Consider the following 23,624-nt stretch of genomic DNA (forward strand, 5'->3'; position numbering starts at 1 on the left):
GAGGTGGTCCATGACGGCCGGTTCGATCCACTCGTCCCCTGCCGTGCATCGGCAACCACCGGCAGCCGAGCGCGCCCGGACGATCGCCGCCGCCCCCGCGGTCTCCCTCTACGGCCTCGGTCTCGGTATCTGCCAGCTGTGGGGCGCGACGACGACGGACGCCGGGGACGTGCTGCTCGTCGTCCCCACCGACGGCGTGGTGACGGCGGCACTCCGGGACACCCCCCTGGGCGACGTCCCCGCCCGGCTCACGGTCACCGAGCGGACGCCGTTCCCGGTGCCCCATCCGGTTCGTGGGCTCGTCCAACTCACCGGTTTGGTGGCGTCGGTCGCCGAGTACGACGTCACGCGGCTGGTGCTGGATTTCGCCGACGTCCGCACCTGCGACAGCCTGTTCGACGTCGGCCTGAGCGCGACGCTGCTGCGCCTGGAGCCGGCCGAGGTGCACCTGGAGGAGGCCGGGGGCACCACGGACGTCGGGCTCGACGAGTTCCTGGCCGCGCGGCCGGACCCCGTGAGCCGCGCGGAGAACGCACTGGTCGCCGAGCACTGCCATGCGCTGGTCCGGCTGGCCGCGCGGATCCAGCGCCGGGTGGGCCGCCACGACTCCATCCGGCTGCTCGCGCTGGATCGCTACGGCGTCCGCTTCCGGGTGCAGGGCTCCGCGGGGTGCTACGACCTCCGCGTGCCGTTCGTGGCGCCGCTCGGCGGGCCGGCCGGGTTCGGTGCCGCGGTCGATCGCCTGCTCACCTGCGGCCCCTGACCGTTCAGGCGGTGCGCGACTCCTCGGCCAGCGCGGCGAGCGCCTTCTCGAAGCACTCCTGCGGCGGCTGCACGAGGCCGGCGCCGACCTGGCCGGTGCCGGCGATCCGCCCGGCCATGCCGGTGTTGATCTGCGGCAGCCAGCCGGTGCGCGCCACCTTCAGGACGTCGATCCCCGTCGGTGAGCCGCGGAAGCCCATGATCGGGATGGCCATCGCCGGGTTCTCCGCGAGCGTCAGCTGGTACATCCGCTCCGTGGTCGCGAGCGCGTCGGGCACGGTGCCGCCCACGAACCGCACGATCGCGGGCGCCGCGGCCATCGAGAAACCACCGACGCCGTAGGTCTCCATGATCGCGGAGTCGCCGATGTCGGGGTTGGCGTCGTCCGGGCCGTAGTCGCCGAGGAAGAGCCCGACCGGGGTGTTCGCGGGCCCGGTGAACCAGCGGTCGCCGGTGCCGGCGGTCTGGATCCCGAACTCCGTGCCGTTGCGCGACATGACGGTCACCATCGACGAGCCGGGGACGTCCCGGGCGGCGTCCATCGCGAGCTTCGCCGTCGGCATACCGAGGTTGAGGTAGAAGTGCTCGTTGCCGCCGATGAACTTCAGGACCGCGGCGATGTCGGACGACGGCGCATCGACGGCGACGATCGACGGCGACAGCTCGCGCAACGCCATCAGCGAGCCGGCGCGGTTGCGGTTGTGCCCCTCATCGCCCATCTGCAGCATCTGCGCGAGGATCGCCTTGACGTCGATCGGGTCGTCGGACCGGCTCCGCACCGCCGACTGCAGGACCGGGCCGAGGACGTCGCGCATCCAGGCCAGCCGGGTGAGGACCTCCTCGTTGAAGGCGCCCATCCGCAGCACCTTGCCGAGGCCCTCGTTGAGGTTGCAGAACGCCATGTTCTTGTCGCTGCCGCCGTGGACCGGGTCCTTCAGGCACCACATCCACATCGACGGCGACGTCACACCGGCCATCGGGCCCACCGTGCGGTGGTGGTGGCACGGGTCGAGCGTGATCTCGCCGTTCGCCAGGATCCGCTCGGCGTCCTCGACGTCGGTGGCCCAGCCCTCGAACAGGCAGGCACCGATCAGCGCACCCCGCATCGGACCCGACGCGGTCTCCCACGTCAGCGGCGGTCCGGAGTGCAGCAGCATCCGGTCCCGCAGGCCGATGACCTCAGCCGCCGGGCGGACGTCGACCAGCTGCGAGCCCGCGGCGAGGATCCGCTCGACCGCGGCCCGGTTGGCCGACGCGCGGCGCGGGTCGAGGGCGACGTCGGCGATGTCCTCGGCGCTGCCGAAGCCCGGCGGACGCCAGTCGACGTCGTGCACCTCGGCGCCCTGGGCGCGCAGCGCGTCGGAGAAGACGTCGACGCCCGCGGCGACGACGGCCGGCGGCCCGGAGAGCAGTCCACCGAGCGTCATGAGGAGGCTCCCAGCAGGTCGAGGGCGTACCGCGTGGCCGCGGAGTTGGAGGCGAAGACGGCAGCGCCGGCGGCAGAGAGTGCATCGGCCTGGCGCGACCAGCCCTGCGGATCACCCTCGGTGCCGATCAGCGCGATCACCACCGGCAGCGGGAACTCGGCCGCCTCGCGGGCCGCCGTCAGCGCCGGTTCCAGGGCCGCGGCGGGATCGGGGTCGGCGCCGTACCCGAGGACGACGTCGAGCAGCAGCACCGCGGGCTCCTCGCCGGCGGCGACTGCCGCGATCGCCTCGAGCCGCAGCGTCGGGTCGATCATCGGGTGCGCCCGGCCCACCGTCAGGGCGTCGTCCCCGAAGTCGATGACGACGTGCCCCGAGGCGAACAGGTCCGTCCCGAGGTCGAGCTCGGGCTTCAGCGGGGTGTTCGAACGGATGTCGCCGAGGGCGGGAGCGGCGAGCAGCATCGTCTCGTCGGCGAGCGTGCCCCCGGAGTAGAGGCCCTTGAGCACGGCGCCGGGCAGCGCGGCCTCGGCCGGCCCGGGCCGCGACGGCCAGGTCGGCACGTCGAGCCCCATGTCGGTGAGCAGCGCCTCGACCGCGGCGGTGAGGTCCGGCGTCTCCGGCGACAGGACGGCGGAACGCACGGGGACGGACAGCTTGTCGCCGGCTGCCGAGACGGCCGCGGCCACCGACGGCGCCGGCGGCTTGGACACCAGCAGCACCCGCTCCGTCGCGGTGTCGGCGTCCAGCGCCGCGAGCGCGTCGAGGGTGGCGAGACCGCCGACCGCCTCGGAGAGGTCACGGCCGCCGACGCCCAGCACGTGCGAGACGCCGACACCGGCCATGTCGAGCAGGGACGAGATCTGCTGCGCTCCCGTGCCGGAGGCGGCGACCAGCCCGACCGGGCCCGGCCGGACGACGTTCGCGAAGCCGAGTGCGACGCCGGAGACGATCGCCGTCCCGCAGTCGGGACCCATGACCAGGACGCCGGCCGCCCGGGCCGCCAGCTTGAGGGCGACCTCGTGCTCGACCGGGACGCCGTCGGAGAAGACGAGGACCGACCGGCCGGCGGCGATCGCGTCGGCGGCCTCGGCCACGGCGTAGCTGCCGGGCACGGAGACGATCGCCAGCGCGGCGGTGTCGGGCGGGAGGTCGTCGAGGCCGGCGCCGATCGTGCGCAGCGGGACGGCAGCGGCGGTGCCGGTCGAGCGCTCCCGGGCCGCGAGCGCGGCGTCGACGGCGGCCTCGGCGGCGGCCAGCACCTCGGCGTCGTCGGCACGGATGGCGATGAGCAGCTGCTCGGGCGAAGCGTCCCCGTCGGGGGCCAGGCCCATGGTGGTGGCGAGCTCGAGGTTGAGCGGCGTGGCCATCGCGACCAGGACCGCGGTGACGCCGTCCCGGGCGCCGATGTCCCGGCTCACCTGCATGAGCTTCACCGAGTCGGCGTACACCCCCGATCGGAGCACGACCGAGCGTGTACCGGCTGATGCGGAGGGGGCTCCCGAGGGGGGCGAGGCACTCACCCCACGGACCGTACCGAGGGATGTCTCAGCGGTGAAGTATTCGCCCGAAAGTGCAATAACGATTTAGCACTGAGGTACTTCCGCCGGACACACCTGCGTGACACATTGGCGCCTCCCCGGTGGGTCGACGCCCGTCGAGCAGCACCGGTTCGGGTCGGAAGTGCACGTCAAGGAGGCACTCGGATGGCGTTCAGCTGGAAGCTCTACGGGGACGGCAAGACCCCGCCGTTGGGCGAGGCGGTGGCCCCCGACGAGCGCTTGTCGTGGCCCCGCACCGTCGGCATCGGTGCGCAGCACGTCGTCGCCATGTTCGGCGCGACCTTCGTCTTCCCGCTCATCATGGGGTTGGACCCCAACCTCGCGATCATGATGAGCGGCATCGCGACGATCATCTTCCTGCTCATCGTGCAGGGGAAGGTCCCCAGCTACCTCGGCACCTCGGCGTCGTTCGTCGGCGGTGTGTTCGCGATCCGCGCCCAGGGCGGCGACTCCGCCGACGTCGTCGGGTCGATCCTGATCGCCGGTGTGGTACTGGCCCTCGTCGGCCTGCTCATCCACTTCGCCGGCGTCGGTCTGGTGAACAAGGTGCTGCCCCCGGCGGTCACCGGCGCGGTCGTCATGCTGATCGGGTTCAACCTGGCCCCGGTCGCGGCGAACACGTACTGGCCCCAGGACCAGTGGGTGGCCCTGGCCACGATGACCTTCGTCATCGTCTCCTCGCTGGCACTGCGGGGCTTCCTCGCCCGCATCGCGATCCTGCTGGGGCTGGTGTTCGGCTACCTGCTGTCGATCCTGCTCGACGCCACGTCCGGCCCGATCACCTCCGTGCTCGGCGGTGCGACCGAAGCAACCGAGCACGACCGGATCAGCTTCGACTCGGTGTCCGGCGCCGACTGGTTCGGCCTGCCGGACTTCACCGCGCCGCACTTCTCGTTCAACTTCGCCGTCCTGGTGCTGCCGGCCGTCATCGCCCTCGTGGCGGAGAACGCCGGCCACGTCAAGGCTGTCGGTGAGATGACCAAGCGCGACCTCGACCCGGTCATCGGCCGCGCCGTGTTCGCCGACGGCGTCGGCACCGTGATCGCGACCTCGGTCGGTGGCTCGCCGACGACCACCTACGCGGAGAACATCGGTGTCATGGCCGCCACCCGGGTCTACTCGACCGCGGCGTACTACGTGGCCGCGCTCGTCGCGATCCTGCTGGGCCTGGTGCCCAAGTTCGGCGCCCTGGTCAACATCGTCCCCGGCGGCGTGCTCGGCGGGATCACCGTCGTCCTCTACGGGATGATCGGCCTGCTCGGCGCCAAGATCTGGAAGGAGAACCGGGTCGACTTCGCCAACCCGATCAACCTCGTGCCGCTCGCGGCCGGGATCATCATCGGGATCGGCCCCGTCAACCTGCAGATCACCGACAACTTCTCCCTGCAGGGCATCGCGCTCGGCTCGATCGTCGCGGTCGCCGGCTGGCACCTCGCCCGGGCTCTTGCCCCGGCGGACATGAAGGCGGCGCTGCTCCGCGAGGGCGCCGTCCTGGAGAGCGGGTCCACGCTCGGCCACAAGGGCGCCCAGCTCGGTGGGGCCGACCCGTCGTCGGTCGACGAGATCGGCCGCCCGGGTGTTCCCGGCAACCGGGGAGAGGGCACGCTCAACCGGTGAAACCAGCTCCGTTCCGTTACGCCGACCCCGGCACCCTGGATGAGGTCCTGACAGTTCTCTCATCAGAGGGTGAGGGCGCCAAGGTGCTCGCCGGCGGCCAGTCGCTGCTCCCGCTGCTCTCCATGCGGCTCGCAGCACCGGCCACGCTGGTGGACATCAACCGGGTGCCCGGCCTCGACACCGTCGAGGCCACCGGGGACGGCGTGACGGTCGGAGCGCTCGTACGGCACAACGCACTGCTGCATGACGACGCTGCCGCCCGGGTCCAGCCGCTGCTGGCCCGGGCGACGGCGAACGTCGCCCACCCGGCCATCCGGAACCGGGGCACGACGGTCGGCTCCATCGCGCACGCCGACCCCTCGGGCGAGATGACCTCGGTCCTCGCCCTCACCGACGGCTCCGTCACCGTGGCCACGCCCAGTGGCGTCGAGACCATCGGCTGGCGCGACCTGTTCGTCGGCCCGCTGGAGACCTCGATCCACGGTCCCGCGGTCGTCACCTCCGCCTACTTCCCCGCACTCCCCGCGCGCTCGGGCACCGCCTTCGCCGAGGCCGCGCGCCGCAAGGGCGACTACGCGGTCTGCGGCGGGGGTGTCGTCGTCACGCTGGACGCCGACGGTCGCGTCGCCGCCGTCCGCGCTGCGTACATCTCGGTGGGCCTCACCCCCGAGGTGCACGACCTCACCGACGCCGTGGTCGGCCAGCCGGCCGACAGCGCGGACTGGGCCGCCGCCGGCGAGCTCGCGCGGACACTGGTCGATCCGGACACCGATCTGCACGCCAGCGCGGACTACCGGCGCCTGCTGGTCGGCGTGCTGACCGAACGCACGCTGGCCGAGGCTGCTGCCGAGGCTCTTGGGGGCATGGCATGAGCACCGACACCGAACGCACGATCACCCTCACGGTGAACGGTGTTCCACGTGAAGCCACGGTGCCGGTGCGCCGCCTGCTGTCGGACGCGCTGCGCCACGACCTGGGCCTGACCGGCACGCACGTCGGCTGCGAGCACGGCGTCTGCGGGGCGTGCACCGTGCTGGTGGACGGCGATCCGGTGCGCTCGTGCCTGATGCTCGCCGTCCAGGTGCACGGGCACGAGGTGACGACCGTCGAGGGCCTGGCGCACTCCGACCACCAGGGCGGGCAGGTGCTGCACCCGGTGCAGGAGGCCTTCCGTGAGTGCCACGCGCTGCAGTGCGGCTTCTGCACGCCGGGCTTCCTCATGACGATCGCCGCCGGGCTCGAGGCGCGCGACAACTCGGCGGAGCTCACCGAGGAGGAGGTCGACGACATGGTCGGCGGCAACCTCTGCCGGTGCACGGGCTACGCCAACATCAAGAAGGCGGTGCACCACGCCGCCGAGGCGATGAAGTGACCACGAAGCTGTTCGGCGAGCCGGTCCGCCGGCGCGAGGACGCCCGGCTGATCATCGGCAAGGGCCGCTACCTCGACGACATCGGGCACAACGCCCTGGCCGCCGCCTTCGTGCGCAGCCCGCACGCGCACGCGCGGATCACCGCCATCGACACCGACGGCGCCCTGGACGTCGAAGGCCTCGTGGCGATCTACACCTACGAGGACCTGCACGGCCCGATGGCCGAGCCGCTGCCCGTGCTCATCCCCCACCCGCAGCTGCACCACCCGCGCACCGGCTATCCGCTGGCCAACGGGATCGTGAACCACGTCGGCGAGCCGATCGTCATGGTGGTCGCGACCGACCGGTACATCGCCGAGGACGCCGCCGAGCGGATCCTGGTCAGCTACGAGGAGCTGCCGGTCGTCGTCGGGGTGGATGCTGCGCGCGAGGCCGCCAACTGGGTGCACGAGGACGTGCCGACGAACGTTGCGGCGCACCACCACCAGGAGACCGGCGACGTCGAGGCGGCGCTCGCCGGATCGACCCGCACCATGTCCTTCACGCAGTACATCGAGCGCAGCGCCTGCACGCCGATGGAGGGCAAGGGCGTGCACGCACGCTGGGACGCCGACGACTCCAGCCTGCGGGTCTACACGAGCACCCAGGCGTCGACGTCGGTGCGCGCGGCGATCGCGGCGAAGCTCGAGCTGTCGCTGGACAAGGTCGAGGTCATCGCGCCGGACGTCGGCGGCGGCTTCGGCGTGAAGATCGTGCACCCGTGGCCCGAGGAGCTGCTGATCCCGCTGGCGGCGATCGCGCTCGGCGCCGAGGTGAAGTGGACCGAGGACCGCCGCGAGCACTTCATCTCCTCGGCGCACGAGCGTCAGCAGCGGCAGGAGATCACCGTCGGGTACGACGACGACGGCCGGATCAGCGCGCTCGACGTCCACATCTGGCACGACAACGGCGCGTACACGCCCTACGGGATCATCGTGCCGATCGTGACGGCGACCCAGCTGGTCGGGCCGTACGTGATCCCGACGTACCGGGTGCGGGTCGAGAGCGTCTACACGAACACCGTGATCGTGACGCCGTACCGCGGGGCCGGGCGGCCGCAGGGCTGCTACGCCATGGAACGGACGATGGACCGCATCGCCGACGAGCTCGACCTCGACCGGGCCGTCGTCCGGGAGCGGAACCTGATCCAGGCCGACCAGTTCCCCTACGACCACCACCTGACGTTCCAGGACGGCCGGCCGGTCATCTACGACTCGGGTGACTACGTCGGACTGATGGACAAGCTCAAGGTGCTGGTCGGCTGGCCGGAGGCGTCGCGTCTGCGCGACGAGGCCGCTGCGCGCGGGAAGCTGCTCGGCGTCGGCATGGCGATGTACGTGGAGGGCACCGGGCCCGGGCCGTACGAGGGCGGGCACGTGCAGGTGCTCGGCAGCGGCAAGGTGCTCGTCTCGACCGGGCTGACGTCGCAGGGGCAGGGCCACGAGACGGCGTTCGCGCAGATCGTGGCGTCCGAGCTCGGGGTGCCGATCGAGGACATCGAGGTGACCACCGGCGACACCCGGCGCTTCGGCTACGCCGTGGGCACGTTCGCCTCACGGGCGGCGGTGATGAGCGGCAACGCCATCGCTCTGGCGGCGCGGGGCGTGAAGGAGAAGGCGCTGCGGATCGCGGCCGACGTCCTCGAGGTCGACCCGGGTGACCTGGAGATCGACGAGGGACTGGTGCAGGTCAAGGGGACGCCGGGGGCCTCGATCCCACTGCGGACGGTGGCGGTGCTCTCGAACCCGCTGCGGTACGCGTTCGACGAGGCCGCGAAGCAGGCGACCCAGTTCGCCGGGCCGGCCGACGACTCGAAGCCGCCGGTCGCAGTCGGTGACGCACCGGGGCTGGAGCACGTGGACTACTACTCGCCGATCCGGTCGACGTTCGCGTCGGGCGCGCACGCGGCGATCGTGGAGATCGACCCGGCGACGTGGGAGATCGAGATCGTGAAGTATGCGGTCGTGCACGACTGCGGCAACGTCGTGAACCCGATGATCGTCGAGGGCCAGGTGCACGGCGGCGTCGCGCAGGGCGTGGGCGGCGCGCTGTACGAGCGGATGGCCTACGACAGCGACGGGCAGCTGCAGAACGCCTCGTTCATGGACTTCCTGATGCCGTACGCGAGCGAGATCCCCGACGTGGTGATCGACCACCAGGAGACGCCGTCCCCGCTGAACCCGCTGGGGATCAAGGGCGCCGGCGAGGCAGGCGTCATCCCCGGGACGGCGGCGATCGCCTCGGCGATCGAGGACGCGGTGGGACGGCGGATCTCCTCCATGCCGATCTCCCCCACCGAGCTGTACGACCTGATGCGCAACGACGACTCGGAACTGACCGCGGCGCATGCCCGGCGTTCCGGAACAGGAGCGATGGCGTGAACCTCGACGGATCCGCGGTGCTGCACGCCGACCCCGAGCGGGTGTGGTCGGTCATCACCGACCCCGCGGTGCTCGCGCGCACGATCCCCGGCGTGGAGACGCTGGAACAGGTCGGGGACGACGAGTACAAGATGAACGTGACGGTGGGCGTCGGGGCGATCCGCGGGACGTACGCCGGTGACGTGCGCCTGTCGGACCAGCAGCGGCCCACGTCGTATGTGATGCACGCGTCGGGTGCCGGCGGTCCGGGCAACGTCCGGGCGAAGGTGACGATCAACCTGGAGCCGCACGCCGACGGGACAGCCCTGACGTACTCCGCCGATGCGGTGGTCGGCGGGGCGGTCGCGGGCGTCGGTCAGCGGATGATCTCCGGCGTCGCCAAGCGGATGGCAGGCCAGTTCTTCAAGGCGATCGACGACGAGCTGACCGGGAAGGTGACACCCATCGCGGCGGCTCCCTCCGCGGTGGCCGCTGCCCCGGCGGCCGGCGCCCCGGCGGCGGGTCCGCAGGTCTTCACGGGCAAGGCGCCCGCTGCGGCCGCGGGCCCGGCCGACGTGAAGACCCTCGCGCTGGCCGCGGCCGGCGGCGCGCTGCTCACCCTGATCGGCGTCCTGGTCGGCTACCGCCTCGGTCGCCGCTGACAGGTCACCGCACGGATCACACTCCGGGCTGAGCCATAGGCAGTCCCTGCGCACGCGCTGCGTTCACCAATCGCGTGTCGTACGCCACGAATGCCACGAGGTCGGTGCCGAGCTGCAGGGCGCTCGTCAGGTGGAGCGCGTCGAGACTGCGCAGGTCCGTGCCCGGCAGTTCGGCCGCAGCGTCGAGCACGCCACCATCGAGCGGGATGAGGTGGAGCGCAGCGATCACCGCGCGACCCGTGCGCAGGAGCTGCTCGTCGATCCGTCGGCACGACCGGAGCACCTCGACCTGCGCCAGGGCACTGCTGACCAGCAGGACGTCGGACCGGTCGCCGAGCCACTCGCGCAGGTCGGCCGTGTGCGCCTCCGCTCGCACGAGCTTGAGCAGCGCCGACGAGTCCAGGTAGATCACAGACGGTCTGCGCGCAGGTCATCGAGGACCTCTGCGCTCGACGGTCCGGCGACGTGCATCGGTTCCGGAAGGCGCAGCGGACCCGTGGCCGGAAGGAGCTTCCCTGCAGCGATCAACCGGTCACGAGCCGATTCGGCAGGGCTCGGAGGGGTGAGCAGGGCGATCAGCGTGCCCCGCTCGGTGACCTCGACCGTCTCACCGGCCTTGACACGCGCGAGGTACTTGCTGGCGTTCTGCCGCAGCTCCCGTACCCCGATGCGCAGCATGGCGCGAATGGTAGCACTGAATGTGCTACCGATCACGAGCCTCGACGTCAATGGTGATGCCGGTCTCGCGCTCGGAGACCAGCCACAAGACGTCGATCTGCTTCTGCAGGTCGAACCGTCGCAGGATCGGCCGCCGCACGGCAGGGCCGGTCGAGCCGAACCGCGGCGCGTACAGCTCCCCGCCCGTCGCCCGCGGGTCCGTCGCTGCCCGGAGCTGTGGCCGCGCCCCCTCGAAGGGCGTCATCCCCGACCGCGCCGTGAACGCCTCGAAGAATGCCCCCACCCAGCCGGCGCCACCCTCCCGTACCGCCCGCGCCTGCAGGTCGGTGTTCGACAGCCCCGGGTGCGCGACCAGGCTCTGTGCAGTCACCCCGGCCCGGGAGAACTGCTGCTGCAGCCCCAGCCCGAAGTGGAAGTTGGCCATCTTCGCCTGCGCGTACGCCGCCCACGCCCGGTACTTCCGCCGCAGGTGCGGATCCGCCGGATCGAGGCGCCGCGCCCGGTGCCTCGCCGTGCTCGTCACCGTCACCACCCTCGCGGCCGGCGCCCGCAACAGCGCCGGCATCAGGTGCGCGGTGAACGCCCAGTGCCCCAGGTGGTCGACGCCGAACTGCATCTCGAAGCCGTCGACCGTCGTCCGCTGCGGCATCGCCATCACCCCGGCGTTGTTCACCAGGACGTCGACCCGCTCGTGCGCGGCCAGGATCGTGGAAGCGGCGGCCGAGACCACCGACAGGTTGCCCAGGTCCAGCGGCACCACCTCCAGGCACGCCGATGGATACCGCTCCCGGATCCGGGCCTCGGCGGCCGCCGTCTTCGACGGATCCCGGGCAGCGAGGACGACGTGCGCACCGGCGCCCGCCAGCGCGAGCGCCGTCTGGAACCCGAGCCCGCCGTTCGCGCCGGTCACCACCGCCGTCCGGCCGCTCAGGCCAGGGATGTCTCGCTCGGTCCAGGCCATGCCCACGTCCTGCCCACCGAGCGGCGACTCAGGCCTCGCGGCGGCGGGCGGCCTTCTTGTAGCCGGCGAGCAGGTGCGCGCCCAGCTCGGTGAGCTCCTCGCGCAGCCACTCCTCCGAGACGTCGGGCGGCGCGGCGATCAGCGCACCGGCCAGCGCCTGCAGCGTCGCCGCGCCCCAGACGGTGCCGAGCGCGGCGCCGTCCCCACCCAGCAGCATCGCCTCGACCTGCCCGCGCATCCGGGCGCCCTTCTCCACGAGACCCGGGCGGCTCATGGCCGTCGCGTCGCGGGTCAGGTACGCGGCGACCCGGCGATGCCGCAGCAGGTAGTCCACGTAGCGGGCGACGCCCGCGCCGCCGCCTCGCTGGGGCCGCAGCGCCGAGTCCGCCTCGCCCGCGAGCGCCAGGATCTCGTCGAACGCCGGCTCGACGAGGGCGAGCAGGAGGTCGTCCTTGGTGTGGAAGTGGTAGTAGACAGCCGCCTTCGTGACGCCCAGCCGATCGGCGATGTCCTGCAGGCTGGTGCCCTCGAACCCGTGCTCGCTGAACAGGTCCAGCGCCGCATCGAGGACCCGCTGCGCACCAGCAGATCTGCCGCCCGGCGCGAGCCCGGGAGAGGGCGCCGTCGGCGAGGTGGTCACGGCGTCAGAGTAATCACCGGCCACGTGACGTGTCTCATGGACCACCTAGCCGATCGGCTAGTAACATCCTTGCCGATCGGCTAGGCGACCACGTCGTCGCGCACCCTCGTCTCAGAACCGGAGCAACACTCGTGGCTGTCTTCCTCCACCGTCTCGGACGCTGGGCGTTCCACCGCCGCAAGACCGTCCTGCTCGCCTGGGTCGTCGCGCTGTTCGCCCTCGGTGGCCTCGCCGGTGCCTTCGGCCGGGACGCCGACGCGCAGCTCACCATCCCCGGCGTCGAATCGGTCAACGCCCTGGAGACGCTGCAGGAGCGCTTCCCCGGCGGCGGGGCGGGCGGAGCCAGCGCACGGATCGTCTTCGCCGCCCCCGAGGGCGCCGCCGTCACCGACCCCGAGCTCACCCAGGCGATCGAGCAGTCCCTCGCCGAGGCTGCCGACGCCGACCAGGTGGCCGCCGTCAGCGACCCGTTCCAGGCCCAGGGCGTCTCCCCCGACGAGTCGACCGCCTACGCCACCGTCAGCTACGACGTCCAGGTCGACGAGATCACCGACGACGCCCGCGCCCAGCTGCTCGACGTCGCCACCGTCGCCGAGGACGCCGGCCTGCGGGTCGAGTTCGGCGGCGAGGCCACCCAGGCCATCCCCGCGCAGGGCGCCGCCGAGGCGGCCGGCGTCCTCGTCGCGCTCGTCGTCCTCGCGGTGACCTTCGGGTCCCTGCTCGCCGCCGGACTCCCCCTGCTGACCGCACTCATCGGCGTCGGCGTCGGCATGGCGGGCGTACTGGCCCTCTCGTCGGTCATCGACCTGACCGCGACCACCCCGACGCTCGGCCTGATGATCGGCCTGGCCGTCGGCATCGACTACGCGCTGTTCATCAGCATCCGGCACAAGGAGCAGCTGGCCGCCGGGGTCGATCCTCGGGAGTCCGCCGGCCGCGCCGTCGGCACCGCGGGCAGCGCGGTCGTGTTCGCCGGGCTCACGGTGATGATCGCGCTCGCCGGGCTGACCGTCGTCGGCATCCCGTTCCTCACCTCGATGGGCCTGGTGGCCGCCGGAATGGTCGGCGTCGCCGTCCTCATCGCGCTGACGCTGGTCCCGGCGATGCTCGGCTTCGCCGGGAACCGGTTCGACCGCTGGAAGGTCCCGGGCCTGGGCCGCCGACAGGCCGCGCTGGCGACCAAGGAGTCGGCCGGCACCCGCTGGGCCCGCACGGTCACGCGCCGTCCCCTGATCGTCCTGCTGGCAGGCATCATCGGACTCGGCGTCGTGGCCCTGCCGACACTGGACCTGCGCCTCGGCCTCCCCAGCGAGGGCGACCTGGGCGCGGAGACCTCGCAGCGGCAGGCCTACGACCTGCTCGCCGAGGGCTTCGGCCCCGGGTTCAACGGTCCGCTCACCGTGCTCGTCGACGCGGTCGACGCCGACGACCCGCAGACCGCGTTCGCCGACACGGCCGCCGCGATCGGGGAGCTGGACGGCGTCGCCGCCGTCAGCCCGGCGATCCCGAACGAGGCCGACGACACCGCCATCATCTCGGTGATCCCGGACGCCGGGCCGGCCGACGCGGGCACCGAGGACCTCGTCACAGACATCCGCGACCTGCGCCCGGGGCTGACCGAGGACACCGGCTCCGAGCTGGCGGTCACCGGCAACACCGCGCTCGGCATCGACATCTCCGAGAAGCTCGGCGACGCGCTGCCGGTGTTCCTCCTCGTCGTCGTCGGCCTGGCGTTCCTGCTGATGCTGGCGTTCCGCTCGATCCTGGTGCCGATCAAGGCGGTGCTCGGCTTCCTGCTCAGCCTGGCCGCCACCTTCGGCGCGCTCGTCGCCGTGTTCCAGTGGGGTTGGCTCGCCGACCTGCTCGGCGTCGAGCAGACCGGGCCGGTACTGAGCTTCCTGCCGATCCTGCTCATCGGCCTGCTGTTCGGACTGGCCATGGACTACGAGGTCTTCCTCGTCAGCCGGATGCGGGAGGAGCACGTGCACGGCGCCGAGCCGAAGGAAGCGGTGATCGGCGGCTTCCGCCACGGCGCCCGGGTGGTGACGGCGGCCGCGCTCATCATGGGCTCGGTGTTCGGCGGCTTCATCCTCGGCCACGACGCGACCATCAAGAGCATCGGCTTCGCGCTCGCCTTCGGTGTGCTGGTCGACGCGTTCGTCGTCCGCATGGCGATCGTGCCCGCGGTGATGACCCTGCTGGGCAAGGCCGCCTGGTGGCTGCCGCGCTGGCTGGACCGGGCGCTGCCGGACGTCGACATCGAGGGCGCCGCCCTGGAGCGCCACACGCCCGCGCGGGCACCCGAGCAGGAACTCGTCAGCGCACAGCGGTGAGAACGGCAATGAGGGCCGTCCGGACGTCGTCCGGGCGGCCCTCGTTGCCGTTCAGCTCAGGCCGCCACCTGGCCCGACGCCCGCATCGGCCCAGCCTCGTCGTACCCACCGCTTCCGCCGGCCTTCATGAGCAGCACGACGCTCGCGGCGAGCACCCAGATCAGCAGCAGCAGGAAGCCGGCGAATCCGACGAAGCCCAGGGCGCCTTCGTCGTCCGTGCTCTGGAAGACGCCGAGCACACTGACCAGCAGCGACAGGGCGGCGAGGGCCGACAGCCAGCCGAGCCACGCCGGAAGTGCCCGAGTGGTCAGGATGGCCGCGGCGATGGCGGCGAACAAGGCCGTGCCCGGGACGACGGTCGAGGCGCCCACCCAGTCGTCGAGCACGGCCAGCGCCGGCAGCGCCGCCGCGTCACCCTCAGTCGCGCCCTTCACGAATGCCAGGTAGATCCCTTCGGACACGAGGATCATCGCCACGAACGCCGCTCCGGCGATGGCGACCAGCCCGGACAGCATCCCGGCCGGGCCTTCCCACCGGCGCAGCCTGCTCCACAGCCCCGCCAGGAACACGAAGAAGGCGAGGTCGGCGAGGAAGCCGAGGAGCAGCGACATCTGGTGACCGCTCTCGTCGGCGGTGATCTCCTCCGCGATCCGCTCGGCGGCGACGTCGGACCCCGGGGTGTCCGGTGTGAAGAAGCTGGCCACGATGAGGACGATGAACACGAGCCCTGCGATGCCGGCGATGCTGTCCCACTTCCGTCCGTCGCCGCCGTGACCGTGGCCCACGACCGCGGGGCCCCCCGTCTGCGATCCAGGTCTGGTCTCCATGACGACACCCCTTCCGACTCCGGGATCAGCCTCGGTCGGGGCTGACCTGGCACGGAAGTGTGGACCTGTTGACCCAGTCGTGGTGGCGCTTCGATCGCCGGAATTCCGGGGATTTTCGGCGTCAGCTCAGTGCGTCGTACACCGCGCTCACGTACGCATCCGCACGGTCGCTGCCGAGGATGCCCGGCGCCATCTTGTTCATCATGTAGCTGATCGTCAGGCGGCGGTCGAGATCCAGGATGATCATCGAGCCGCCCCAGCCACCCCAGTAGAAGGTGCGCCCCGAAGGCACGTACGGGACGACGGGCGACCCGAGGCAGTAGCCGATCCCGAAGCGGAACGGCTCCCCCAGCACCAGGTCGACGCCGTCGGACTGCTGGTCGAACACCAGGTCGATCGTCTTCTGCGAGAGCAGCCGGCGACCCCCGGCCTCCCCGCCCAGCGACATCACCCGCATCACGTCCAGTACGCCGCGGGCGTTCGAGTGCCCGTTCAACGCACCCAGATCGGCAGCCCGCCAAACCGGTGAGTTCGCCGCCTTCGCCGACGCCACCGGCCCGGTGTAGGTCTTCACCATCACCGACTCCGGGTCGAGCGTCCGCGGGTCCTCCTCCGGGCGCGGCGGCGGCACGACCGGCGCGATCCGGCCGACGTCCCGCTCGCGAGCACCGATCTGGAAGTCCGCGCCCAGCGGGCCCGCGATCTCGTCCGCCACGAACTGCTTGAACGTGGTGTTGGTGATCCGCCTGATCACCTCGCCGACCAGGTGCCCCTGGTTGTTGGCGTGGTAGCCCGACGCCGTGCCCGGCTCCCACCACGGCCGCTGCATCGCCAGCCGCTCGGTCGAGGTCTCCCAGTCGTACATGTCCTTGATCGAGAACGGCTGGTCCCAGCCCGAGACGCCCGACGTGTGCGACATCAGGTGCCGCACCTTGATGTCCTTCTTCCCCTTGGCCGCGAACTCCGGCCAGTAGTCGCCCACCGGCGCGTAGACGTCCAGCTCGCCGCGCTCGACCAGCATCAGCGCCGCCAGCGACAGCACGGTCTTCGTCGTCGACCAGACGTTGACGATCGTGTCCTGGGTCCACGGCGTGGCCCGCTCCGTGTCCCGGTAGCCGCCCCACAGGTCGACGACGGTCTCCCCGTCGAGGTCCACGGCGACCGACGCACCCAGCTCCTCGGCGTCCAGGTGACGCTCCAGCGCCTCCCGCACCCCGGCGAACCGGTCGTCGCAGCTGCCCTGGACCTCGGCCATGGAACCCCCTCCGGACGGCGGGACACCGATGTCGCGCCGTCGGCGATCAGACCACGACCCCACCGTGCTCACAACGGCGGTGCAACGTTCGCGCCCTTCGCCCCGGCAAGGCGCGGGACTTGCCCGAGGCGAGCGGGCTACTTGTTCAGCGGGTCCCGTGGCAGGCCGAGGATCCGCTCGGCGATCACGTTGCGGGTGATCTCCGAGGTGCCGCCGGCGATCGTCGACGACCGGTTGCTGAGGTAGCCCATGGCCAGGCCGTCCTCCGCCCCCGATACCGCATCCAGACCCGCCAACGAGACCGCCAACTCGGTCAGCCGCTGCGAGTGCTCCGCCCCGGCCAGCTTGGTCACGTTGCCCTCCGGCCCCGGACCGGATCCGGCGACCGCACGGGCCACCTGACGCAGGTTCACCAGCTCGAGCCCCTGCTCGACGGCGATCAGATGCGCGATCTCGCCGCGTACGGCGGAGGAGGCACCGAACCGCGACGCGAGTGGGATCAGCTGGTCGGCGGTGAATCGGCCGGGAAGGCCACCGCCGATGCTCACCCGCTCGTTGCCCAGCGTCGTCCGCGCGACGGCCCAGCCGTTGTTCACCTCACCCACGACGTCGGTGTCCGGCACGAACACGTCGTCGAAGAAGACCTCGTTGAAGTGGGACTCACCGTTGAGCTGGCGCAGCGGCCGGACCTCGACGCCCTTCGCCTTCATGTCGATGACCACCGCGGTGATGCCCTTGTGCTTGGCCGCCGTCGGGTCGGTCCGGATCGTCGCCAGGCCGAAGCTCGACACGTGCGCCCCGCTGGTCCACACCTTCTGCCCGGTGACCAGCCAGCCACCCTCGACCTGCACGCCCCGCGTCTGCACGGCGGCGGCGTCGGAGCCGGCGCCGGGCTCGCTGAACAGCTGGCACCACACGACCCCGTTCGCCAGCGTCGTCGGCACCCAGCGGTCGATCTGCTCCTGCGTCGCGGTCTGGGTCAGCGTCAGCAGCACCCAACCGGTGATCCCCAGGTTGGGCGTCTCGACGGCGGCGAGCTCCTCCTCGATCACCAGCTGCTCGACCGGGCTCGCGCCGCGGCCGAACGGCGGCGGCCAGTGCGGCACCAGGTAGCCACTCTCGGCGATCGCGCGACGGCGGTCGGTCTCCGGGGTCGCGCGGTAGGTGTCGACGAACGCCCGCGCCGCGGCCCGGTACTCCTCGGCCTCGGGCGGCAGGTCCACCCCGTAGGCGCGGCGCACGCCGGACTCGGTCAGGCCGTAGAGCACCTCGGTCGGGTCGCCGGCGGCCGCGAGCAGGTTCCGCAGGCTGACGGCGCGACGCAGGTAGAGGTGCGCGTCGTGCTCCCAGGTGAAGCCGATGCCGCCGTGGATCTGGATGTTCTTCTGCGCGTTCTCGACGTAGGAGGTGAACGCCAGCTCGCCGGCGCCAGCGGCGGCCAGCTCGGCCTGGTCGCCGGACGCGGCGCGGGCGGCGTCCCAGCTGACGGCGACCGCCAGCTCGAGGCGGATGAGCATGTCGGCCAGTGCGTGCTTGATCGCCTGGAAGCCGCCGATGATCCGGCCGAACTGCTCCCGCACCTTCGCGTACTCCAGCGCCGCGTCCAGCGTCGCCCGCGCGCCACCGGCGGCCTCCGCGGCCGCGACCGTGCGCAGCACCCGCAACGCCACCGCGGCACCGCCCGCCACGACGGCGTCCGCCGCGACCGCGACGCCCGAGAACGTGACCGTCCCGAAGCCCAGCGCCGGGTCCAGCGGCTTCTCCGAGTGCACCGTCACGCCGTCGGCAGCGGCGTCGACGAGCACCAGGTCGTCCCTGACCCGGACCAGCAGCAGCGTGGCGGCAGAGCCCGCCAGCAGGCCGGACGCCTCGCCGGTCAGCGTCCCGCCGTCCTGGGTCACCGATCCGCTGAGCGCGACCCCGGCGACGACCGATCCGTCGGCCAGCCCGGCCAGGTGGCTCTTCCGCTGCGCGTCCGTGCCCGCCTCGACCAGCGTCGCGGAGGCGACGACCGACGGCAGGAACGGTGCCGGGGAGATGGCGTAGCCGAGCTCGTCGGCGACCACCGCGGCCTCGGCCAGGCCGTAGCCCGACCCGCCGAACTCCTCGGGGACGTGCAGGCCGACCCAGCCCTGGGCGGCGATCTTCTGCCACAGCGCGGCGGGGTCGCCGGAGCCCTCCAGCGCGGCCCGCGCGTGCGCACGCAGCCCGTTGGACGTCGAGAACGAGCGGACGACGTCGCCGAGTTCGCGATGGTCGTCGGTGATGGCGAGGGGCACGGGCGCACAACCTTCCGGCCGGCCGCACCCCGGCTCTCCGGGCGGGCACACGGCTCTGATAGAAGTTTTACCGTAATCCATACGATTGCTTGTTCACCAGTCGTTCACACCAGCTCCTTCCCGGGCTAGCGTGCGAAGCGGTACTGCCGAGCAGAGGAGCACGACATGGTCCTGCGAGTGGGCGTCATCGGCGTCGGCTGGGGGCAGCTCGTGCACGTCCCCGCCTTCCGGGCCGTCGAGGAGTTCGAGGTCGTCGCGCTCTGCGGTCGCCGGCAGTCCTCGGTCGAGAAGGCCGGCGGCCGGCTCGGCATCGAGGACTTCACCACCGACTGGGAGGCGTTCGTCAAGCGGCCCGACCTCGACGTCATCTCGATCAGCGCCCCCGTGGGCATGCACCGGGCGATGCTCCTGGCGGCCCTCGCCGCCGGCAAGCACGTGCTGTGCGAGAAGCCCCTGTCGATGGACGGCAAGGAGGGCTGGGAGATGGTCCAGGCCGCCGAGGGCTCGGGCCTGGTCACGGGCGTGTGCTTCGAGAACCGCTTCAATCCGCAGCGCCTCGCCCTCTGGGACTTCATCGCCGCCGGCGGCCTCGGCACGCCGTACTTCGCGAGCGTGCTGCGCACCGCGCCGTACTGGCACCCCAGCCGCCCCGAGCAGTCGGAGTGGATGTACCTCCAGGAGGAGGGCGGCGGCTACCTCAACGGCATGGCCTCCCACGAGCTGGACTACCTCCAGACCATTCTCGGCCGCGCTGTCGCGGTGGCCGCCGACGTGCGCACCGTGGTGAAGGAGCGTCCCCGCGAGGACGGTTCGGTCCTGCAGGTCGACGCCGACGACACGTCGTCCCTGATCCTGCGGCTGGAGTCCGGGGCGCTGGCCACCGTCTCGACGTCGGTCGTCGGGCTGCACGCCAACAGCGCGGGCTTCGAGCTGCTCGGCAGCGACAACACCGTCCGCGCGGAGCTCGACGCGAACGGCGAGCCGGTCTTCTTCCACGGCGGCGCCGGCGACGTGGGCGTCGTCCCGCTGGAGATCCCGGCCCGGCCGCTGCGCAGCGGCGTCGAGTGGCCGGCGGGCAAGGTGTCCTCGGCCTCCCGGCACGCGATGGCCGTGATGCTCGAGGAGTGGCTGCCGGCGTTCGAGGGCAAGCCGTCCCGCGTCCCGACCGTCCGCGACGGCTGGCGTACCCAGCGGCTCATCGACGCCGCCCGCGAGTCCTCCGGCGGCGGCGGCTGGATCGACCTGCCGGAGAGCGGCACCTAGACCCGGGCGAGGGCCGGACGACGCACTCTCCGGCCCTCGCCCGTTCCAACTCCGATCACGTCGACGTCAGGCCGCGTGCCGCTGCGTGCGCACGTCGACCGCGGTGAGCACCTCCCACCGGATCGCCGTGCTGCCCGGCGCCACGATCAGCCAGTAGCGGGCGAAGCGCCGGCGCGTGGCGTCGTCGGTCGACACCACCCGGGTCTCCGAGCTCAGTTCCGTGCCGCTGCCGCGCGGGGTCAGCCGGAAATCCATGGCTGCCTTCACCCATCCCGGCTCCGACCACGCGTGCAGCCCCTCCGCGTCCAGGGCAGGCGACTGCTCCCCGCCGGTGAGGCGCCAGGCCTGGAGTGCTCCGCCGAAGACGACGGAACGTGGGCGCTCCGACGACAGGAGCGGCACCGGCAGCGCATCGAGGAACGGCCTGTCGTGGAGGTGCTCCCGTCCGCTCCCGGCGAGCACGACGGGCAGGAACCGGACGGCGCCGAGAACCAGGGTCACGGGGAGGCAGCTCAGCCGGATCTCGTGCAGCGCGTCCCACACAGCGTCGGGCGGTGCGGCTATCCACCGCGACTGCCGGGTGACGTGGTCCGGCGCCGGCAGCAGGTCCTCGAGGTCCATGACGTCCGATCCGGTCGACGGCGCGGCGAGATCACCGCGGGCTCGTGCATCCTTCGTGCCCGTGCACGAGGCGCACAACCCCGCGCCCACGCACCCTCGGAGGAGACGCATGACCGACATCGCCGGCCACCCCGAACACCCCGCCGTGACGAAGCTCCGCCTCAAGCGCGCGGCCGACCTCCAGCTGCGGGTGGCCGACGCGATCACGGCGTTCGCCGGCTCGATGCCGTTCGTCTACGTGCACGTCGCCGCCTTCGCCGTCTGGATGGTGTTCGTGGAGGCCAGCCCGTGGCCCACGCTCACCCTGGTGGTGTCGCTGGAGGCGATCTTCCTGTCGACCTTCGTGATGATCGGTCAGAACCGGGCCGCGCACTTCCAGCAGTTGAAGGCGAACCACGACTTCGTCGAGCAGGAGATGGAGCTGAAGACCAACACCCAGCTCACCCGCGAGATCCACGTGCTGACGACGGAGCTGCACCGCCGGGTGATCGACGGCGCCTGAGCGCCTACTCCGGGTCGTCGCCGACGAGGGTGCCGCCGGCGACCAGCGCCGCCTCGGGGTGGCGCAGCGCCACGTTCGGCTCCTCGTGGGTGACCGGGTCGCGGCGCACGGCCGGGATCAGGATCGCGGCGAGCGCGGCGAGGATCAGCGCCCCGGTCAGCAGCAGGAAGCCGTTGACGTAGCCGGCCTCCCGCGGCAGCCCGCCGGGGCCCATGTGGGCGGTGACGACGCTGGCGATCAGCGCCGAACCGATGGAGCCCCCGATGGTGCGGATGTTGGCGTTCATGCCGCTCGCGACGCCGGTCTGCTCGTGCGGGACCGCGGCGACGATCAGGTTCGCCATCGAGGAGAAGGCGACGCCGAAACCCGCGCCCATGATCGCGGAGATCACGTAGATCTCCCACCGTTCGTCGTGCGCGAGGGCGAAGAGCAGGTAGCCGGCGACGGAGACGAGGGTGCCGACGATCAGCACGTTCTTCGATCCGAAGCGCTGACCCAGCCGGCCGGCGTAGAGCCCCAGTACGAAGGCCGCCACGGTCTGCGGCAGGAGCATCAGGCCGGACTCGGTGACCGAGGCGCCGAACCCGTAGCCGTTCTCGGGCGAGGTCTGCAGGAACTGGGGCAGGAAGGCGAAGCCGGCGTACATGGCGACGCCGAACAGCAGTGCGACCAGGTTGGTCGCCCACACCGCCCTCGTCCGCATCATGCGCATGTCGACCAGCGGGTAGCGGGCGCGGGACTCGACGACGACCCACAGCACCGCGAGGACGACGGCGACGGCGAGCAGCCCCAGCACGATGGGCGAACCCCAGCCCCACACCGGCGCCCGGCTGACCGGCAGCAGCAGGGCGACCAGCCAGCCCGACAGCAGCAGCGCCGCGACCCAGTTGATCCGTCCGACGCTGCGCGCCTTCGACTCCGGGACGACGAAGTACGCCGCCGTCGCCGCCACCACCAGCACGATCATGGGGAACCAGAACAGCCAGGCCGGACCGAGCAGGTCGACGATCGGCCCGGCGAGGATCAGCCCCACGCCTGTTCCGGCGGCGGCCATCGAGGCGAGCGCGCTGATCGCGCCGGGCACCCTGTCCTCGTCGAACTCGTCGCGGACGATCCCGAAGCCGAGCGGCAGCACGCCGCCGCCGATGCCCTGGATGATCCGCGCCGCGATCATCACCGGCAGCGACGTCGCCAGCGCGGCCAGCAGACAGCCGAGGGCGAGCGCGGCCAGCGCGACGACGAACATCCGCTTCTTGCCGGTCATGTCGCCCAGCCGGCCCACGATCGGCGTGAAGATCGAGGCCGACAGCAGGTACGCGGTCAGCACCCAGGTGACGTCGGCCTGGGTCGTGCCCAGCTCCTCCTGGATGGTCGGTAGCACCGGGATCACCAGCGACTGCAGCAGCGCGAACGCGAGCACCCCGGTAGCGAGGACGGCAAAGGTGAGCTGCCGCGGAGCGCGTCGTCCGATGGCTGTCACGTCGTCGCCCCCACAGTCATACCGTTGCATCAGTCAACGGTCGGCAACAGCGGCGGCGTCGGGTTTGCTCCCGGATACGCGGAACAGATCCCGGACCGGCGTCCTTGTCGCCTGGCATGTCGAAGACCTGGTTCATCACCGGCGCGTCCCGTGGCTTCGGCCGCGAGTGGACGATCGCCGCCCTCGAGCGCGGTGACACCGTCGCCGCCACCGCCCGCGACACCTCGACGCTGGACGACCTCGTGCAGCAGTTCGGCGACGCGGTCCTGCCGCTTAAGCTCGACGTCACCGACCGGGACGCCGTCGTCGCGGCCGTGAAGGACGCGCACGACCGCTACGGCCGGCTCGACGTCGTCGTCAACAACGCCGGCTACGGCCAGTTCGGGATGGTGGAGGAGATCAGCGAGGCCGAGGCCCGCGCGCAGATCGAGACCAACGTGTTCGGCGCGCTCTGGGTCACCCAGGCCGTGCTGCCCTACCTGCGGGAGCAGGGTTCCGGCCACATCCTGCAGGTGTCGTCGATCGGTGGGATCAGCGCGTTCCCGAACATCGGCATCTACAACGCGTCGAAGTGGGCGCTCGAGGCACTGAGCCAGTCGCTGGCCGCCGAGGTGGCCGACTTCGGCATCAAGGTGACGATCGTCGAGCCCGGCGCCTACTCCACCGACTGGGGCGGCGCCTCGGCCAAGCACGCCGCGGCCAACCCGGCCTATGACGCCTTCCGCGAGAAGGCCGCCGAGCAGCGCAAGGCCCGCGCGGGCAACCCCGGTGACCCGGGAGCCACCCGCGCGGCGGTCCTGCAGGTCGTCGACGCCGAGAACCCGCCGCTGCGGATCTTCTTCGGCGACGCGGCCCTGACGATCGCCACCCGGGACTACGAGTCGCGGCTGGCCGAGTGGCGCGCGTGGGAGCCGGTCTCGATCGCGGCGCACGGCACCAGGGCCTGATCCACCCGCCTACTTCGCCTCCACCCTCGGTGGCCGACGC

21 protein-coding genes are annotated in these 23,624 nt (G+C 71.9%); 10 read left to right on the forward strand and 11 right to left on the reverse strand.

Annotation, left to right across the window (positions count from 1 at the left end):
- The first annotated feature begins 10 nt into the window (after window positions 1-10).
- Window positions 11-763 carry a DUF2470 domain-containing protein gene (locus E4P38_RS17265; protein WP_135133192.1) on the forward strand — a complete coding sequence of 251 codons (753 nt, stop codon included), beginning with the start codon at window positions 11-13 and terminating at the stop codon, window positions 761-763.
- 4 nt (window positions 764-767) lie between these two features.
- On the opposite strand, the gene E4P38_RS17270 is transcribed toward E4P38_RS17265, so the two are convergent.
- Window positions 768-2,189 (reverse strand): DUF1116 domain-containing protein, encoded by a 1,422-nt coding sequence (locus tag E4P38_RS17270; RefSeq protein WP_135133193.1) that lies wholly within the window; start codon window positions 2,187-2,189, stop codon window positions 768-770.
- Window positions 2,186-3,652 carry an FdrA family protein gene (locus E4P38_RS17275; RefSeq protein ID WP_245161104.1) on the reverse strand — a complete coding sequence of 489 codons (1,467 nt, stop codon included), beginning with the start codon at window positions 3,650-3,652 and terminating at the stop codon, window positions 2,186-2,188. Before E4P38_RS17275 ends, E4P38_RS17270 begins: the two co-directional genes overlap by 4 nt.
- 240 nt (window positions 3,653-3,892) lie before the next feature.
- On the opposite strand from E4P38_RS17275, the gene E4P38_RS17280 reads away from it, so the two are divergent.
- From E4P38_RS17280 to E4P38_RS17300, 5 genes are read left to right on the forward strand one after another with little or no spacing between them, the layout of a single operon-like run.
- Entirely contained in the window at window positions 3,893-5,365 is a 1,473-nt protein-coding gene (locus E4P38_RS17280; protein WP_135133194.1) for a solute carrier family 23 protein, read from the forward strand.
- On the forward strand, window positions 5,362-6,237 hold the full coding sequence (locus tag E4P38_RS17285; protein ID WP_135133195.1) for an FAD binding domain-containing protein: 876 nt from the start codon (window positions 5,362-5,364) through the stop codon (window positions 6,235-6,237). Before E4P38_RS17280 ends, E4P38_RS17285 begins: the two co-directional genes overlap by 4 nt.
- Window positions 6,234-6,737: a (2Fe-2S)-binding protein gene (locus E4P38_RS17290; protein WP_135133196.1), complete on the forward strand. Its 504-nt coding sequence runs from the start codon at window positions 6,234-6,236 to the stop codon at window positions 6,735-6,737. The genes E4P38_RS17285 and E4P38_RS17290 overlap by 4 nt, the downstream gene beginning before the upstream one ends.
- Window positions 6,734-9,157, forward strand: a complete 2,424-nt coding sequence (cutA, locus tag E4P38_RS17295) for an aerobic carbon-monoxide dehydrogenase large subunit (RefSeq protein ID WP_135133197.1) — start codon at window positions 6,734-6,736, stop codon at window positions 9,155-9,157. Before E4P38_RS17290 ends, cutA begins: the two co-directional genes overlap by 4 nt.
- Complete coding sequence (locus tag E4P38_RS17300; protein ID WP_135133198.1) at window positions 9,154-9,798, forward strand: carbon monoxide dehydrogenase subunit G; 645 nt, start codon at window positions 9,154-9,156, stop codon at window positions 9,796-9,798. Before cutA ends, E4P38_RS17300 begins: the two co-directional genes overlap by 4 nt.
- A 16-nt stretch (window positions 9,799-9,814) precedes the next feature.
- On the opposite strand, the gene E4P38_RS17305 is transcribed toward E4P38_RS17300, so the two are convergent.
- From E4P38_RS17305 to E4P38_RS17320, 4 genes are read right to left on the reverse strand one after another with little or no spacing between them, the layout of a single operon-like run.
- The gene (locus tag E4P38_RS17305; RefSeq protein WP_135133199.1) at window positions 9,815-10,210 is read right to left on the reverse strand and encodes a type II toxin-antitoxin system VapC family toxin; all 396 of its coding nucleotides are present in this window, start codon (window positions 10,208-10,210) and stop codon (window positions 9,815-9,817) included.
- Window positions 10,207-10,476, reverse strand: coding sequence for a type II toxin-antitoxin system prevent-host-death family antitoxin (locus tag E4P38_RS17310; RefSeq protein WP_135133200.1), 270 nt, complete (start codon window positions 10,474-10,476; stop codon window positions 10,207-10,209). The genes E4P38_RS17305 and E4P38_RS17310 overlap by 4 nt, the downstream gene beginning before the upstream one ends.
- Window positions 10,477-10,501: 25 nt before the next feature.
- Window positions 10,502-11,437, reverse strand: a complete 936-nt coding sequence (locus E4P38_RS17315) for an oxidoreductase (RefSeq protein WP_135133201.1) — start codon at window positions 11,435-11,437, stop codon at window positions 10,502-10,504.
- Window positions 11,438-11,465: 28 nt separating this feature from the next.
- Window positions 11,466-12,077 (reverse strand): TetR/AcrR family transcriptional regulator, encoded by a 612-nt coding sequence (locus E4P38_RS17320; protein WP_135133202.1) that lies wholly within the window; start codon window positions 12,075-12,077, stop codon window positions 11,466-11,468.
- 131 nt (window positions 12,078-12,208) lie between these two features.
- Here E4P38_RS17320 and E4P38_RS17325 point away from each other — a divergent pair, with 131 nt between their 5' ends.
- Complete coding sequence (locus E4P38_RS17325) at window positions 12,209-14,410, forward strand: MMPL family transporter (RefSeq protein WP_135133203.1); 2,202 nt, start codon at window positions 12,209-12,211, stop codon at window positions 14,408-14,410.
- Window positions 14,411-14,466: 56 nt separating this feature from the next.
- Here E4P38_RS17325 and E4P38_RS17330 read toward each other — a convergent pair whose 3' ends face one another.
- The 3 genes from E4P38_RS17330 to E4P38_RS17340 form a co-directional block, all read right to left on the reverse strand.
- Window positions 14,467-15,237, reverse strand: coding sequence for a DUF4386 family protein (locus E4P38_RS17330; RefSeq protein ID WP_135133204.1), 771 nt, complete (start codon window positions 15,235-15,237; stop codon window positions 14,467-14,469).
- Window positions 15,238-15,358: 121 nt separating this feature from the next.
- Window positions 15,359-16,492: a serine hydrolase domain-containing protein gene (locus E4P38_RS17335; RefSeq protein ID WP_135133205.1), complete on the reverse strand. Its 1,134-nt coding sequence runs from the start codon at window positions 16,490-16,492 to the stop codon at window positions 15,359-15,361.
- A 137-nt stretch (window positions 16,493-16,629) separates the two neighbouring features.
- Window positions 16,630-18,771, reverse strand: a complete 2,142-nt coding sequence (locus E4P38_RS17340; RefSeq protein ID WP_209309160.1) for an acyl-CoA dehydrogenase — start codon at window positions 18,769-18,771, stop codon at window positions 16,630-16,632.
- Window positions 18,772-18,936: 165 nt separating this feature from the next.
- Here E4P38_RS17340 and E4P38_RS17345 point away from each other — a divergent pair, with 165 nt between their 5' ends.
- The gene (locus E4P38_RS17345) at window positions 18,937-20,034 is read left to right on the forward strand and encodes a Gfo/Idh/MocA family oxidoreductase (protein ID WP_135133207.1); all 1,098 of its coding nucleotides are present in this window, start codon (window positions 18,937-18,939) and stop codon (window positions 20,032-20,034) included.
- Window positions 20,035-20,100: 66 nt separating this feature from the next.
- On the opposite strand, the gene E4P38_RS17350 is transcribed toward E4P38_RS17345, so the two are convergent.
- Window positions 20,101-20,655: a hypothetical protein gene (locus tag E4P38_RS17350; protein ID WP_135133208.1), complete on the reverse strand. Its 555-nt coding sequence runs from the start codon at window positions 20,653-20,655 to the stop codon at window positions 20,101-20,103.
- Window positions 20,656-20,764: 109 nt separating this feature from the next.
- Between E4P38_RS17350 and E4P38_RS17355 the strand changes: the two genes are divergently transcribed.
- Window positions 20,765-21,157 (forward strand): DUF1003 domain-containing protein, encoded by a 393-nt coding sequence (locus E4P38_RS17355; protein ID WP_135133209.1) that lies wholly within the window; start codon window positions 20,765-20,767, stop codon window positions 21,155-21,157.
- 4 nt (window positions 21,158-21,161) lie between these two features.
- On the opposite strand, the gene E4P38_RS17360 is transcribed toward E4P38_RS17355, so the two are convergent.
- A complete protein-coding gene (locus E4P38_RS17360; RefSeq protein ID WP_135133210.1) occupies window positions 21,162-22,667 on the reverse strand; it encodes an MFS transporter in 1,506 nt (501 codons plus the stop codon).
- A gap of 86 nt (window positions 22,668-22,753) precedes the next feature.
- Here E4P38_RS17360 and E4P38_RS17365 point away from each other — a divergent pair, with 86 nt between their 5' ends.
- Window positions 22,754-23,584: an SDR family oxidoreductase gene (locus E4P38_RS17365; RefSeq protein ID WP_135133211.1), complete on the forward strand. Its 831-nt coding sequence runs from the start codon at window positions 22,754-22,756 to the stop codon at window positions 23,582-23,584.
- Window positions 23,585-23,624: the final 40 nt, after the last annotated feature.

The sequence above is a fragment of the Blastococcus sp. CT_GayMR16 genome, assembly GCF_004570875.1.
GTDB lineage: Bacteria > Actinomycetota > Actinomycetes > Mycobacteriales > Geodermatophilaceae > Blastococcus_B.

Bases quoted from the DNA above. Each gene is read 5' to 3' on its own strand.
- E4P38_RS17280 (WP_135133194.1), top strand. From the start codon at position 3,893: ATGGCGTTCAGCTGGAAGCTCTACGGGGACGGCAAGACCCCGCCGTTG.
- E4P38_RS17360 (WP_135133210.1), bottom strand. From the start codon at position 22,667: ATGCAACGGTATGACTGTGGGGGCGACGACGTGACAGCCATCGGACGA.
- E4P38_RS17345 (WP_135133207.1), top strand. From the start codon at position 18,937: ATGGTCCTGCGAGTGGGCGTCATCGGCGTCGGCTGGGGGCAGCTCGTG.
- E4P38_RS17265 (WP_135133192.1), top strand. From the start codon at position 11: ATGACGGCCGGTTCGATCCACTCGTCCCCTGCCGTGCATCGGCAACCA.
- E4P38_RS17310 (WP_135133200.1), bottom strand. From the start codon at position 10,476: ATGCTGCGCATCGGGGTACGGGAGCTGCGGCAGAACGCCAGCAAGTAC.
- E4P38_RS17350 (WP_135133208.1), bottom strand. From the start codon at position 20,655: ATGGACCTCGAGGACCTGCTGCCGGCGCCGGACCACGTCACCCGGCAG.
- E4P38_RS17315 (WP_135133201.1), bottom strand. From the start codon at position 11,437: ATGGCCTGGACCGAGCGAGACATCCCTGGCCTGAGCGGCCGGACGGCG.
- E4P38_RS17335 (WP_135133205.1), bottom strand. From the start codon at position 16,492: ATGGCCGAGGTCCAGGGCAGCTGCGACGACCGGTTCGCCGGGGTGCGG.
- E4P38_RS17270 (WP_135133193.1), bottom strand. From the start codon at position 2,189: ATGACGCTCGGTGGACTGCTCTCCGGGCCGCCGGCCGTCGTCGCCGCG.
- E4P38_RS17355 (WP_135133209.1), top strand. From the start codon at position 20,765: ATGACCGACATCGCCGGCCACCCCGAACACCCCGCCGTGACGAAGCTC.
- E4P38_RS17330 (WP_135133204.1), bottom strand. From the start codon at position 15,237: ATGGAGACCAGACCTGGATCGCAGACGGGGGGCCCCGCGGTCGTGGGC.
- E4P38_RS17290 (WP_135133196.1), top strand. From the start codon at position 6,234: ATGAGCACCGACACCGAACGCACGATCACCCTCACGGTGAACGGTGTT.
- E4P38_RS17365 (WP_135133211.1), top strand. From the start codon at position 22,754: ATGTCGAAGACCTGGTTCATCACCGGCGCGTCCCGTGGCTTCGGCCGC.